Consider the following 13128-nt stretch of genomic DNA (forward strand, 5'->3'; position numbering starts at 1 on the left):
CTCAACCTTTTTCCGGATCCACCGCCACTGCCGAAATCGGCACGATCTCGATGCCGCGCTTCTTGGCCTCGATCACCCAGGACGACACGGTATCGACCGTCAGGTCGAAGGCCGAGCCGATGCCGACGGCAAAGCCTTTCGCCCGCGCGGTGGCTTCCAGTTCGTCCAGCTTCTTCAGTATGGCACCGCGGTCCCGCACGGCGTCGATCGACGTGTCGCCCGCGGCGAACGGCACGCCGTTCTTCAACGCCAGTTCGGGCGCCAGGCTGCGTGCCGACGAACCGTCGTCGACATAGGCCAGGCCGCGCCGGCCAAGCTCGGCCATCAGCGGCCCCATCGCCGCAGCATCGGCCGAGAAACGCGCGCCCATATAGTTCATGACGCCGGTGTAATTGGTCGTCCGCGACAGCGCCCAGCGCAAATTCTCCAAATTCTCGTCCGGTGTCGCCACGACCGTCAGCGTGTTGCGGCCGGGATTGACATTCGGATAATCGAACGGTTCGAGCGGCACCTGCATGACGATCTCATGGCCGCTCTGCCGCGCCGCCTGCATCCAGCGGCCGATGCTGTTGCCCTGCGGCGCGAAGCCCAGCGTCACTTCGGCCGGCAGCTTGGCGATGGCCGCCTGCGTGCCGGTCTGAGACACGGCAAGCCCGCCGATGATGATCGCCACGCGCGCACCGCGCGCACCGGACCACGGTCGCGCATAGACATCGAACGGCCGCCTGCCGTCGGCAGCACGAACCGGCAATGGACCGGTTTCGCCGGACTCGACCAGCGCCCTGTCGGCAACATGCGCGATCCTCAGGTTCTGGCCGGTCGTCGAAGGGTCGTGGATGACGATGGCCCCGGGTGGACCGTCGCCCGCTTCGGTCTGCATGTGGATGATCTGCGGCCCGCCCGTCTTGGGTATGCTCGCCTTGGAGGATGCTTCGGCCTTCGGCGCCGGCTCAGTGACCGGCGCTGCGGGTTCGACCACGGCCGTCGCCTTCGGCGTCGAAACGGCGACTTCTTCCGGCTTTCGAAACGGCCTTTCACGCAGCGCAATCGCCCCGGAGACGCCGATCACGGCCAGCACCACCAGAGTGGCCGCGACCACGCCAGCGCTGATCCTGCGGGCGGCGCGCGGCGGCCGGACGGCCTGCCCGAGTGGGCGTTCGATGTCACTACCGATGTCAGCCAAGCCGCATCCCCCAGCCGCGGTCCCCCGAATCAAACTGCCGAGGCCTTGCGGCCCCGGCAGCATTACATCGCTTCGATCAGGCAGCCAGACCTGTTGTCCGGCTGATCGACGTTTACTGGCTCAACACAGTCCTACTGGTTCAGCACGGCCCTACTGGTTGAGCACAGCCTTGTCCGGATTCGGCGGGAACGCCGGATCGGTCTTCTCGCCGCGCAGCAACTGCTGGGCAAAGATGAGTTGCAGATCGTCCTTCGGCTCCGGCGGCACATAGGCTGCCGAGCCCGAACCGGTATCGCCCTCCTCGCTGCCCTTGATGTGGCCCTTGAGGTCCGACTCACCGCGCGTCAGATCCCTGCCCTGCAGATCCGGCGGCAACGGCTGGTCGACCTTGATGTCGGGCGTGATGCCCTTGCCCTGGATCGACTTGCCGGACGGCGTGTAATAGAGCGCCGTCGTCAGGCGCAGCGCGCCATTCTCGCCGAGAGGGACGATGGTCTGCACCGAACCCTTGCCGAACGACTGCGTGCCGACCACCGTGGCGCGGCGCAGGTCCTGCAGCGCGCCGGCGACGATTTCGGACGCACTGGCCGAGCCGCCATTGACGAGCACGACCAGCGGCTTGCCGTCGATATCGTCGCCCGGCCGCGCGTCGAAGCGCGTGACGTCCTTCGGATCGCGGCCACGCGTCGAGACGATCTCGCCACGGTTGAGGAAGGCGTCGGACACGCTCACCGCCTGATCGAGCAACCCGCCCGGATTGAGGCGCAGATCGAGCACGTAGCCCTTGAGCTTTTCGTTCGGCACTTGCTTCTCGATGGTTTCGATGGCGTTCTCGAGATCATCATGGGTCTTTTCGGTGAAGGAGGTGATCTTGATGTAGCCGATGTCGTTCTCGACCCGGAACTTGACCGCCTTGACCTTGATGATGTCGCGCACCACCGTCAGCTCGATTGGCTTATCGGCGCCCTGACGCAGGATGGTGAGCTTGATCGGCGTGTTGACCAGCCCGCGCATCTTCTCGACCGCATCGTTGAGGCTCAGGCCGCGAACCTCCTCGCCGTCGATCTTGGCAATATAGTCGCCGGCAAGCACGCCCGCTTTGGCAGCCGGCGTATCGTCGATCGGCGTGATCACCTTGACCAGGTCGTTCTCCATGGTGACCTCGATGCCGAGGCCGCCGAACTCGCCCTTGGTCTGCACGCGCATGTCCTGCGCCTCTTCGGCGTTCATATAGGAAGAGTGCGGGTCGAGCGAGGTAAGCATGCCGTTGATGGCGTTTTCGACCAGCGACTTGTCGTCGGGCGGCGTCACATATTGCGCCCGCACCCGCTCGAAAATATCACCGAAGATCGCCAGTTGCTTATAGGTCTCGGAGCCCGCAGCGTTCGCCGTCGAGCCGGGGGCGCCATAGACCAGGCTCATCGCGGATGCGCCCATCAGCGCACCGGCAAACAGAAGCGACAGTTTCCGCATCATCTCACGTCCTTCCAGACAAACGGTCCGCCCACCATGGGGTCGGATCGACGGGTTTTCCATCCTTGCGGAACTCAACATAGAGTTCCGGCGTGGCATTTCCATTCTTCGATGCCGAGGTGCTCGCCACCCGGGCCTCTCCCATCGCGCCGACCGGCTCTCCTGCGAGCACCGACTGGCCAGACGCGACGCTGATTCTGCTCATCCCCGCGAGAACGACATGATAGCCGTCACCTGCGTTCAGGATCAAGAGTTGACCATAAGAGCGAAAAGGTCCCGCATAAAGTACATTTCCGTCCGCCGGCGCGGTGACGATGGCTCCCGATTGTGTCGCAACCATGTCACCGAGCATCACTGCGCCGTTACCGTCGCTGGCCCCGAACCGCCGCTTGATCTTGCCGGTGACGGGCAACGCGATCTGCCCCCGAAGCGCCGAAAACGGCGCCGCGGCGGTGAGCCGGTTGGCTTCCGGCACCGGCAGGGCCGCCAGTTCCGTCTGTTCCAGGGCCTTCTGTGCCGGAGCCGTCTGCGCCGGGGCCTTGTCGGCGCCCGCTGCCTTCTGCTTCGCGGCTTTCTGCTCGGCGGCCTTCTGCTCGGCTGCCTTCGCCGCGTCCGCGGCCTTGCGGGCCTTGTCGGCCTCGAGCGAGGCGATCAGTTCCTTCAGGCTGCCGGCCTTGGCCGCCAGTGCTGCGGATCGCTGCTTTTCCGCCGCCAGTGCCGTTTGCGTCTCGGCCTCGAGCTTCTGCTTGGCTTCGAGCAGCATGCCGAGCCGCTTCTTTTCCGCCGTCTGCTCGGCGACTGCCGCCGTCAGCCGCGCCCGCTCCGCCTCGATCGAGGCCGTCACGCGTGACTGCTCCTTGAGCTCCGCCAGCAATATCTCGGTCTGCTGGCGCAGCTCCGGCACCACGGCGCCGAGCAGGATGGCGCTGCGCACCGACGACAGCGCGTCCTCCGGCTTGACCAGGATGGCCGGCGGCGGATTGAGCCCCATGCGCTGCAGCGCGGCCAGCACCTCGGCCAGAACGTCGCGTCTGGCAGCCAGCGAGGCGCGGATTTTCTGCTCGTCGCCCTTAAGCCCTTCCAGCTTGGCACCGATGTCCTCGATGTCCTGGCCGAGCTTCTGCTCGGTCATCGCCGACTGGATCAGCGCCGCGGTGATCGAGGCATGGTCCTTCTTGACCGTCGCCATGTCGGCGGCGAGCTTGGCCAGCCGCTCCGACGACAGTGTGATCTCCTGCGATATCCGTTCGTATTCGACGCGGCTCTGGTCCGGGTCAGGCGCCATGTCGAGCCTGCTCTGCGCCCGCGCGGCACCGAGCGACAGCATAAGCACCGCCGCTGCCAAGCCGCAGCCTGCGCGCCAAACGCCCGTTCGCGATTTCCAACCTTCAGCCATTGAAGCCCGACTCTATGCGTGGCTTCGTTAACGAACCATCAACCATGTTCGAGAGCCCGCCGACCGCAAAACAGCCTCGTGACGCATTGAGGCGAAAATCCGGGCGGCTCACGCCAATCCACCGGTTTCGGTTGAACCTGCAACGGCTCACGAGCGATGATAGGGATGGCCGGACAGGATTGTGGCCGCCCGGTAAAGCTGCTCGCCCAACATGACACGGACCAGTTGGTGCGGCCATGTCGGCGCGCCGAACGACACCATCAGATCGGCCTGATCGCGCAGCGACTGGTCATGACCGTCGGCGCCGCCGATGGCGATGACCAGCGCCTTGCGGCCGCTATCACGCAACAGGCCGATGCGCCCGGCGAAATCCTCGGACGAAAAACTCTTGCCGCGTTCGTCGAGCAGCATCAGCGCAGCACCAGGTTGCAACTGCGCCTGCAGTTTCTGGCCCTCTTCGCGGCGACGCTCGTTGGCGGTCTGGGCGCGACCCTCCGGGATCTCGACGACCCCTGAGAATTCGAGCCCCACGGCCTGCCCGCTCCTGGCGAAGCGCTCGAAATATCGGTCGGCGAGCAGCTTCTCGGGGCCGGCTTTCATCCGGCCCACGGCATGAACTGTGATTTTCATCCCTGCCTCGAAGAGCCGCTAATGCATGTCACCAAAGCATGCCCTCGGCCTGACCCGAGGGTGGTCACCGGTTTTGGTAAACATGCATCAACCAATACCGCTCAGTGGAGGGTCTCTTCCTCGAGATCCGGCGCCTGCCACATCTTTTCGAGATTGTAGAAGTCGCGGACTTCGGGACGGAAGACATGGACGATGATGTCGCCCGAATCGATCAGGACCCAGTCGGCGCCGGCCAGTCCCTCGACGCGCGCCGTGCCGAGCCCGGCATCCTTGAGCGCCTTGAGGAGATGATCGGCGACAGCCGAGACATGACGGTGCGATCGGCCGGACGCGATGACCATATAGTCACCGAGGCTCGATTTTCCCTGAATGTCGATTGAGACGATGTTTTCGGCCTTGGAGTCTTCCAGACTGGCAAGGACTGTCTTGATGGCGCGGGACACGGCGTCGTTTACGCTGATCCCGGCCGGCGAAGGCACGATGTCGGCCTTCTTCCAAAGTGCTGTTCTCAGTGTATTTCCTTTCGCAGCAAGAACAACCAAATCACCCTTCAAAGCAGGTGACACCCCTTAGATAGGCAGAGTTGCGTTGCAGTTTCAAGACGGCAGCCCTGCCGTAGCCAACGAAGAACCGTTCTTCCGCTTCCGCAGTTGAAGAAAAAACGGAACTCTTGCCGCCCGGCGAGGGTTATCGGCGCATTGACCAACCGGATCCCCCCTCATGCCTATCGACCCTCAGAACGCTCTCCTCACCGTGCAGTCCGGCCTTGCGCAGCTCAGCGCGCTGATCGTCTCGTACTCCTTCTCGGCCATCGGCGCCGTCATCCTGCTGGTCCTCGGCTATATCGTCGCCGGCCTTGCCCAGCGCTCGATCTACGCCGGCCTCGGCCATATCCATGGCTTCGACACGACGCTGCGCCACTTCTTCTCGAGGATCGTCCGCTACGCCATACTGATCCTCGTCGTCGTCATGGTGCTCGGCCAGTTCGGTGTGCAGACGACCTCGATCATTGCCGCCATTGGCGCCGTCGGACTGGCCATCGGCCTGGCGCTGCAGGGCACGCTGCAGAACATTGCCGCCGGCATCATGCTGCTGGCGCTGCGACCATTCCGCATCGGCGAATATGTCGAGGTCGGGGTCATTTCCGGGACTGTTGAGGAAATCGGGCTGTTCGCCACCACGCTGAGAACGGTCGAAGGCGTTTACGTGCTCGCCCCCAATTCGACGCTGTGGAACCAGCCCGTCCGCAACTTTACACGCAATGGTGCCCGCCGCGCCGATATCACCCTGACCATCGGTTCGTGGAACGACATCGATCTCGCTCAAAAGACCATGCTGGGCGTCGCCGCCGCCGAGCGACGCGTCAGGCGGGAGCCGGCGCCGATTGCCTTTGTGGCGACCGTCGGCGACAGCAACGTCGCCATCACCTTGCGCTACTGGACCTCGGCTGCGGATTTCTTCCCCACCCAGATCGATCTCACCAAACGCGCCAAGCAGGCCTTCGACAGCGAAGGCATTTCTATACCCGCGCCACCGCCGGAAGCACCGCGGCAGGAAACCGTCACCAGACAGTGAGATGATCAATTCCCGGTGCAGGGTCTAGCTGTCCGCGCGGCGCTGCTCTTCGGATGGGAAAGCGAGGTCGACGGGCAGCGGTGCCTGCGCCGTCATCGGCGCGAAATTGCCGGTCTCGGCGGCGGGAACAGGCGACATCGCCACCACGCGCCACAGCACGAACAGGCAAAAAACGGTGGCAATGACGATGGCCACATGGATGAAGGCCTGCGTTCCGTAGACGGCGGAAAGCCCGGTCACGATGCCGGGCACGATGAAGCCGGACAGCGACCACGCGAACAGCAGTGAACTGGACAGCGCCACCATGTCGTCCTTGCCGGCGCGGTCGGCGGCATGTGCGCTGGCCAGCGAATAGATCGATTCCGACGCGCCGGCCCAGACCACATAGATGACGACCAGCGCCGCCAGCGCACCACCATCGAAGCCCAGCGCAAACAGGCCTGCCACCATGGCAAGCGCCGAAGCGGCGACCAGCACAAAGCGCCGGTCGGTGCGGTCGGAAATCCATCCGAGCGGGATCTGCAGGATCAATGTGCCGATCGGCATCGCCGACAGCAGCAGTGCCACATCGGCCTGGCTGTAGCCCTTGGCCGTGGCATGGATCGGCGCAAAGCCTGAAATCGTCATCGACAGGCCGCCGACGGCAAGCATGCCGGCGACGCCGACCGGCGAAATCCGCCAGGCGCGGGCAAGCGCCACCGCCGCCGCCTGCGGCGGCGGCGGCTGGGCGAGCCGCGTCAACCCGACGGGGAGGATCGACAGCGCGGTGAAGGCGATGCCGACCAGCGGCGCATCCGCAGCCCTTATGTCGATCAGCGCCAGTGTGGAGTAGCCGACACCGAGCCCGGCGACATAGGCGACGTAGAAGAAGGCCATGACCCTGCCGCGTATGGTGTTGGCGATGACGTCGTTCAGCCAGCTTTGCGCAACGATGAACAGGCCGCATATGGCAAAGCCGTAGAGCGCCCGTGCCGCGATCCACGACAGCGGGTGCGGTCCAGCCCCAACGGCGGCGTTCGACAGCACGATCAACGCCGACAGCACCATGAATGCGCGCGCATGGCCGACGCGCCGTACCAGCGGACCGGTCAGGATGCAGCCTGCCAGGCCGCCGGCCGAGAGGCCGGTGACGATCAGCCCGGCCCAGGTCGGATCGAAGCCCGCGGCGCCGAGTCGGACCGGGATATAGGCGAACATCAGTCCGTTGCCGACCGCTACCAGCGCCATCGACAGGACAACGCTGGCGATGGCGATCGCCGGGGCCGGCAGGCTGCCCTGCGCCGGGTCGCGTCTGGTCTGGTTTCGCTCGAGAATCGCCATGCCTGCGCAGGATCGCTCACGGACCGGGGAAAGGCAGCCGCAAATGCGACATCAGCGATCTTCCCTTCTCCCACAAGGCGAGAAGGAAACTCCTATCCCTGCGCCATCTTGCGGATCGCGGTCGACGACAGCGACGAGCGCGGGCCGTGAATGAAGGTCCAGGCCGGCGCCTTCATGCGGGCGAGCCGCGGCGCGTCGCCCTCGTCGACACGCGCGTAGTCGAAGGTCTTGGCGACAACCGACGACAGGAACGACAGCGTCGCGCCAGGGCGATCGATCACCGCGATCGGAAACGTCATCACGATCTGGCGCCAGCGCTGCCAGCGGTGAAAATCGCGCAGCGAATCGGCGCCCATGATCCAGACGAAGTCGACGCCCGGGTTGCGCGCCTTGACCAGGGCCAGCGTGTCGGCGGTGAAGCGGACATAATGGCTCGCCTCGAAGGCGGTGACCTTGACCTTCGGGTTCCGGGCAATCTGCTCGGACAGGCGCAGCCGCTCGGCCAGCGGCGCCAGTTCGCGCGCGCTCTTGAGCGGATTGCCCGGTGTCACCATCCACCACAGCTGATCGAGCGCCAGGCGCCTGAGCGCGATCTCGGCGACCAGCGCATGGCCGGCATGGGCAGGATTGAACGAGCCGCCGAACAACCCGACGGCCAGGCCCTTTTCGGCATGCGGCATATGAAGGTAGCGAGAGGGGACGGGTTGTTCGGACGGGGATAGCATCGTGCTAAGCACCCCCCTCTGTCCTGCCCTCTTTGCCAAAACTTGGCATCTCCCCCTCAAGGGGGGAGATCGGCGGCTTCACCCCTGGCGCCCCTACTGCGACGCCGGAGGTTGGCGAAAGTCTATGCGACATCCAATCTCCCCCCTTGAGGGGGAGATGTCCGGCAGGACAGAGGGGGGTGGCTGGGCGCAAACTTCAAGCCCTGGCAGCGAAAAAGCTCAAGGCCTCACCTGTCCCGTCCCGCGCACGCGGTACTTGAACGAGGTCAGTTGCTCGACACCGACCGGGCCGCGCGCATGCATCTTGCCGGTGGCGATGCCGATCTCGGCGCCCATGCCGAATTCGCCGCCATCGGCAAATTGCGTCGAGGCATTGTGCAGAAGGATCGCCGAATCGATCTCGTTGAAGAACCGTTCGACGGCGTCGGCATCCTCGGCGACGATCGCCTCGGTGTGGTGCGAGGAAAAAGTCTCGATGTGTTCGATCGCACCGGCAACGCCATCGACCAGTTTTACCGCGATGATGGCATCGAGATATTCGCTCACCCAGTCGGCGTCGGTCGCAGGCTGGGCGTCGGCAAAGACTTTCAGCACCTCGGCATCGGCGTGGATTTCGCACCCTGCCGCGCGCAACGCCCCGAGGATCGGCACCAGATGGGTGGCGGCAACAGCGCGGTCGACCAGCAGCGTCTCGGCCGCGCCGCAGACGCCGGTGCGCCGCATCTTGGCGTTGACGGCGATCCTGGCCGCCATGTCGAGATCAGCCGAGCGGTCGATGTAGAGATGACAGATGCCTTCGAGATGAGCAAACACCGGCACCCGCGCCTCGTTCTGGACGCGTTCGACCAGGTTCTTGCCGCCGCGCGGAATGATGACGTCGATATTGCCGGAAAGTCCTTTCAGCATCTCGCCGACGGCGGCGCGGTCGGCGGTCAGCACCAGCTGAATGGCATCCTGCGGCAAATTGGCCGCTTTCAGCCCTTCGACCAGGCAAGCATGGATCGCCGCCGAGGAGTTGAGCGAATCCGAGCCGCCGCGCAGGATCACCGGATTGCCGGCTTTGAGGCACAGCGCACCGGCATCGGCCGTCACGTTCGGCCGGCTTTCGTAGATGACGCCGACAACGCCGAGCGGCGTGCGCACGCGCTCGATATGCAGGCCGTTCGGCCGGTCCCATGCGGCAATGACATCGCCGACCGGATCGCGCAGCCCGGCGATTTCACTGATGCCGTCGGCCATGGCACGGATGCGCGCCGTATCAAGCTTCAGCCGGTCCATGAAAGAAGCCGAAAGCCCCGACTGCTCGCCATTTTTGATGTCGATGGCGTTGGCGTCGAGAATATCCTGCTCGTGGTGAAGGATCGCCTGCGCCATACCGATCAACGCGGCGTGCTTGCGCTCGGCTGTGGCGACGGCCAGCGGTCGGGCGGCGGCCCTGGCGCGGCGGCCGATGTCGGCCATCGTTGCTGCGGTATCGTCCCGGGATTTTTCATGCAGCTTCAGCATGGCTTACCCTTCGCTGGTTAGTTGGTCGCCGGCCTGTACTTGGTCGCCGGCCCCTACTTGGTCACTGGCCCGTACTTGGTCACTGGCCCGTACTTGGTCACTGGCCCGTACTTGGTCACTGGAATGGCTCACCACAAGGTCGTCGCGGTGGATCATCGCCGATCGCGCTTCATAGCCGAGCACCGTCTCGATCTCGGCTGTTTTCAAGCCAGCGATCCTTACGGCATCGGCGGCATCATAGGCAACCAGTCCGCGCGCGATCTCGCGGCCTTCGGGCGACAGGATCGCCACCGTGTCGCCGCGCGAGAAATTGCCGCTGACCAGCTTGACGCCGGCCGGCAGCAGCGATTTGCCCGACAGCAGCGCGCCGATGGCGCCGGCGTCGACTGTCAGCCGGCCTGCCGGTTCGAGCTGCCCGGCGATCCAGGTCTTGTAGCCCTTGACCGGATTGGCGCTCGGCCGGAAGAACGTCGCCCGCTCGCCACGCTCGATCGCCAGCAGCGGCGACAGCCGCGTGCCTGATGTGATGATCATGGCAGTGCCGGCGGCGGTGGCGATCTTGCCGGCGTCGAGCTTGGTGCGCATGCCGCCGCGTGAAAACTCCGAAGCAGCCGCACCCGCCATCGCCTCGATGTCGGGAGTAATGCGGTCGACGACAGCAACGAACCTGGCATGCTGGTCGCGCGCCGGCGGCGCCGTGTAGAGCCCGTCAATGTCGGAGAGCAGCACCAAAAGGTCCGCGCCCATCATCGTCGCCACCCGCGCCGCCAGCCGGTCATTGTCGCCATAGCGGATTTCGGAAGTCGCCACCGTGTCGTTCTCGTTGATGACCGGTACCGCCTTCATCTTGAGCAGCGTCGAGATCGTCGCGCGCGCATTGAGATAGCGGCGGCGCTCTTCGGTGTCGCCGAGCGTCAGCAGGATCTGGCCCGATTTCAGGCCGCCCTTGCCGAGCGCATCCGACCAGGCGCCGGCCAGCGCAATCTGCCCGACCGCGGCCGCCGCCTGGCTTTCCTCGAGCTTCAGCGCCCGCTTGCCGAGGCCCAAAATGGTGCGGCCAAGCGCGATGGCGCCGGACGACACGACGAGGATCTCGGCGCCATTCTCGGCCAGCACTGAAATGTCGTCGGCAAGCGAGGCCAGCCAGTCGCGCTTCAGGCCCGCGGTGCGGTCGACAAGCAGCGCCGAGCCGATCTTGACGGTGATGCGCCGGTATTTTTTCAGCGACTGCGCGGCCATCGCTATCTCCAGCGCGTCTCGACCGGAGCGGCGACAGCTTCGCGCGCCTCGGCGACGACCGTCATCAGCGCGCGCAGAACCGCTTCGACGCCTTCGCCGGTGACCGCGGACAAAAGCATCGGCGCGCGGCCGGCGGCGCGCTTCAACGAAGCGACCTTCTTCTTGCGTGCGTCGGCATCGAGCGTGTCGACTTGGGAAAGAGCCACGATCTCGACCTTCTCGACCAGTCCATGGCCATAGGCGTCGAGTTCGGCGCGCACGGTCTTGTAGGCCTTCCCCGGATTTTCTTCCTGCGCCGAGACGAGGTGCAGGAGGACCCGCGTGCGTTCGACATGTCCGAGGAAACGGTCACCGATGCCGACGCCTTCATGCGCGCCTTCGATGAGGCCGGGAACGTCGGCGATGACGAACTCGCGCCCGTCGATGCGGGCTACACCGAGGCCCGGATGCAGCGTGGTGAAGGGATAGTCGGCGATCTTCGGCTTGGCTGCGGTGACGGCGGCGAGGAAAGTCGACTTGCCGGCATTGGGCAGGCCGACCAGGCCGGCATCGGCAATCAGTTTGAGCCGGAGCCAGATGTTGAGCTCTTCGCCCGGCTGACCCGGATTGGCGCGGCGCGGCGCCTGGTTGGTCGAGGTCTTGAAATGCTGGTTGCCAAAGCCGCCATTGCCGCCCTTGGCCAGCAGGAAGCGTTGGCCGACGACGGTCAGGTCGCAGATCAGCGTCTCGTTGTCCTCGGCAAAGACCTGCGTTCCCGCCGGCACTTTCAGCGTCACGTCGGCGCCCTTGGCGCCGGTCATGTTGCGACCCATGCCGTGCGTGCCGGTCTTGGCCTTGAAATGCTGCTGATAGCGATAGTCGATCAGCGTGTTCAGCCCATCGACCGCCTCCACCCAGACATCGCCGCCGCGGCCGCCGTCGCCGCCGTCGGGACCGCCGAATTCGATGAACTTTTCGCGACGGAACGACACCGAACCGGCGCCACCGTCGCCGGAGCGGACATAGACCTTGGCTTGATCGAGAAATTTCATCGTATTGCTGAGTTTCTGCTAGTGGCCCTGCGGCATTGCTCTAACGTTCGGCACTGCTCTAAACCAAGGCGGGGCGAAGGGCGAGGCTGTTTATCAACATGGCCCGAGTCTGAACATCGCCGGAGTCGCAATGCAGCTTGTAACCTACAACATCCACTACGGCGTCGGTCTCGACGGCCGCTACGATGTCGGCCCCATCGCCGATGCCGTGCGCGGCGCCGACGTGATCGCGCTGCAGGAGGTCTCGCGCAACAACCCCAACAATGGCGGCCGCGACATGGTGGCCGAGCTTGGCGAGGCGCTGCCCGAATATTTCGCCGTCTACGGCAGCAATTTCGAGGCCAATGTCGGCTCGCGCCTGGAAAACGGCCGCGCCATCACCACCACCTTCCAACTCGGCAACATGGTGCTGTCGAAAACCCCCGTTCATCTGTCGCGCAATCTCCTTTTGCCGCGCAGCCGCAGTTTCGAAGTGATGAATTTCCAGCGCGGCGCGCTGGAGGCGCTGATCGAGACGCCGCTTGGCTTCGTCCGCTTCTATTCCACCCATCTCGACCATCGCAGCCCGGTCGAACGCGCCAGCCAGATCCGGTTTCTGCGCCGGCGCCTGTTGAACTATGCGATCGAGGGCGGCGCGCTGTCGGGCGTCGCCGAGGTCGGCCTGCCGGACCTGCCTTGTCCCGAAGGCTTCGTTGTCATGGGCGACTTCAACATGCTGGCCGGATCGCCGGAATATGTCGAATTCGCCGGCCGCCTGGATCACGAATTCGGCATGCCGGTGACCGCGGATCTTGCCGTCGATGCCGCCCTGCGCCTTGCCGCCGCAGGCGCCGATCTCGTCACCTGGGTCGACCCCAAGCGGCCTGACGACGCCAGCCGCCACAAGCGCACCGACTATGTCTTCACCAGCGCCTCGCTGGCCAGATCGCTGAAGCGCCTGTGGGTCGACCGGCAAGCAACCGGTTCGGATCACCTGCCGGTCTGGGTAGAGATGGTTTGACCTCATGTCCGGTCCGAATCTTTGGTTTCGGCGCAATGCGCTGAGGCGTG

The 13128-nt window shown here is 65.0% G+C and carries 12 protein-coding genes; 2 read left to right on the top strand and 10 right to left on the bottom strand.

Going from position 1 to position 13128, the window contains the following annotated elements; genetic code table 11:
* Window position 1 precedes the first annotated feature (1 nt).
* The 5 genes from BQ8794_RS21750 to rsfS form a co-directional block, all read right to left on the bottom strand.
* Window positions 2-1183 carry a divergent polysaccharide deacetylase family protein gene (locus tag BQ8794_RS21750; protein WP_077380727.1) on the bottom strand — a complete coding sequence of 394 codons (1182 nt, stop codon included), beginning with the start codon at window positions 1181-1183 and terminating at the stop codon, window positions 2-4.
* Between the two features lie 150 nt (window positions 1184-1333).
* Complete coding sequence (locus BQ8794_RS21755; RefSeq protein ID WP_077380728.1) at window positions 1334-2659, bottom strand: S41 family peptidase; 1326 nt, start codon at window positions 2657-2659, stop codon at window positions 1334-1336.
* 1 nt (window position 2660) lies between these two features.
* The gene (locus tag BQ8794_RS21760) at window positions 2661-4052 is read right to left on the bottom strand and encodes a murein hydrolase activator EnvC family protein (protein ID WP_077380729.1); all 1392 of its coding nucleotides are present in this window, start codon (window positions 4050-4052) and stop codon (window positions 2661-2663) included.
* A gap of 147 nt (window positions 4053-4199) precedes the next feature.
* Window positions 4200-4682: a 23S rRNA (pseudouridine(1915)-N(3))-methyltransferase RlmH gene (rlmH, locus tag BQ8794_RS21765; RefSeq protein WP_077380730.1), complete on the bottom strand. Its 483-nt coding sequence runs from the start codon at window positions 4680-4682 to the stop codon at window positions 4200-4202.
* Window positions 4683-4783: 101 nt separating this feature from the next.
* The gene (gene rsfS / locus BQ8794_RS21770) at window positions 4784-5161 is read right to left on the bottom strand and encodes a ribosome silencing factor (RefSeq protein ID WP_023800052.1); all 378 of its coding nucleotides are present in this window, start codon (window positions 5159-5161) and stop codon (window positions 4784-4786) included.
* A 241-nt stretch (window positions 5162-5402) separates the two neighbouring features.
* On the opposite strand from rsfS, the gene BQ8794_RS21775 reads away from it, so the two are divergent.
* Window positions 5403-6257 (top strand): mechanosensitive ion channel family protein, encoded by an 855-nt coding sequence (locus BQ8794_RS21775; RefSeq protein WP_077380731.1) that lies wholly within the window; start codon window positions 5403-5405, stop codon window positions 6255-6257.
* Window positions 6258-6281: 24 nt separating this feature from the next.
* On the opposite strand, the gene BQ8794_RS21780 is transcribed toward BQ8794_RS21775, so the two are convergent.
* The 5 genes from BQ8794_RS21780 to obgE all read right to left on the bottom strand — a co-directional run bounded on the left by BQ8794_RS21780 (window position 6282) and on the right by obgE (window position 12078).
* Window positions 6282-7577, bottom strand: a complete 1296-nt coding sequence (locus BQ8794_RS21780; protein WP_077380732.1) for an MFS transporter — start codon at window positions 7575-7577, stop codon at window positions 6282-6284.
* Between the two features lie 92 nt (window positions 7578-7669).
* Window positions 7670-8257, bottom strand: a complete 588-nt coding sequence (locus BQ8794_RS21785) for a nicotinate-nucleotide adenylyltransferase (protein WP_027152843.1) — start codon at window positions 8255-8257, stop codon at window positions 7670-7672.
* A gap of 264 nt (window positions 8258-8521) precedes the next feature.
* Window positions 8522-9808 (bottom strand): glutamate-5-semialdehyde dehydrogenase, encoded by a 1287-nt coding sequence (locus BQ8794_RS21795; RefSeq protein WP_077380734.1) that lies wholly within the window; start codon window positions 9806-9808, stop codon window positions 8522-8524.
* A 3-nt stretch (window positions 9809-9811) separates the two neighbouring features.
* Window positions 9812-11047, bottom strand: a complete 1236-nt coding sequence (gene proB, locus BQ8794_RS21800; RefSeq protein ID WP_077380735.1) for a glutamate 5-kinase — start codon at window positions 11045-11047, stop codon at window positions 9812-9814.
* A gap of 2 nt (window positions 11048-11049) precedes the next feature.
* Window positions 11050-12078: a GTPase ObgE gene (obgE, locus tag BQ8794_RS21805; RefSeq protein ID WP_077380736.1), complete on the bottom strand. Its 1029-nt coding sequence runs from the start codon at window positions 12076-12078 to the stop codon at window positions 11050-11052.
* A gap of 130 nt (window positions 12079-12208) precedes the next feature.
* Here obgE and BQ8794_RS21810 point away from each other — a divergent pair, with 130 nt between their 5' ends.
* Complete coding sequence (locus tag BQ8794_RS21810; protein ID WP_077380737.1) at window positions 12209-13078, top strand: endonuclease/exonuclease/phosphatase family protein; 870 nt, start codon at window positions 12209-12211, stop codon at window positions 13076-13078.
* Window positions 13079-13128: the final 50 nt, after the last annotated feature.

Origin of the sequence: Mesorhizobium prunaredense, assembly GCF_900156895.1 — a bacterium.
Lineage (GTDB): Bacteria > Pseudomonadota > Alphaproteobacteria > Rhizobiales > Rhizobiaceae > Mesorhizobium > Mesorhizobium prunaredense.

What these genes read in the sequence shown, in the direction of transcription:
- BQ8794_RS21755 (WP_077380728.1), bottom strand. Translation starts at nt 2,659, where the DNA reads ATGATGCGGAAACTGTCGCTTCTGTTTGCCGGTGCGCTGATGGGCGCA.
- BQ8794_RS21760 (WP_077380729.1), bottom strand. Translation starts at nt 4,052, where the DNA reads ATGGCTGAAGGTTGGAAATCGCGAACGGGCGTTTGGCGCGCAGGCTGC.
- rlmH (WP_077380730.1), bottom strand. Translation starts at nt 4,682, where the DNA reads ATGAAAATCACAGTTCATGCCGTGGGCCGGATGAAAGCCGGCCCCGAG.
- BQ8794_RS21775 (WP_077380731.1), top strand. Translation starts at nt 5,403, where the DNA reads ATGCCTATCGACCCTCAGAACGCTCTCCTCACCGTGCAGTCCGGCCTT.
- BQ8794_RS21780 (WP_077380732.1), bottom strand. Translation starts at nt 7,577, where the DNA reads ATGGCGATTCTCGAGCGAAACCAGACCAGACGCGACCCGGCGCAGGGC.
- BQ8794_RS21785 (WP_027152843.1), bottom strand. Translation starts at nt 8,257, where the DNA reads ATGCCGCATGCCGAAAAGGGCCTGGCCGTCGGGTTGTTCGGCGGCTCG.
- BQ8794_RS21795 (WP_077380734.1), bottom strand. Translation starts at nt 9,808, where the DNA reads ATGCTGAAGCTGCATGAAAAATCCCGGGACGATACCGCAGCAACGATG.
- proB (WP_077380735.1), bottom strand. Translation starts at nt 11,047, where the DNA reads ATGGCCGCGCAGTCGCTGAAAAAATACCGGCGCATCACCGTCAAGATC.
- obgE (WP_077380736.1), bottom strand. Translation starts at nt 12,078, where the DNA reads ATGAAATTTCTCGATCAAGCCAAGGTCTATGTCCGCTCCGGCGACGGT.
- BQ8794_RS21810 (WP_077380737.1), top strand. Translation starts at nt 12,209, where the DNA reads ATGCAGCTTGTAACCTACAACATCCACTACGGCGTCGGTCTCGACGGC.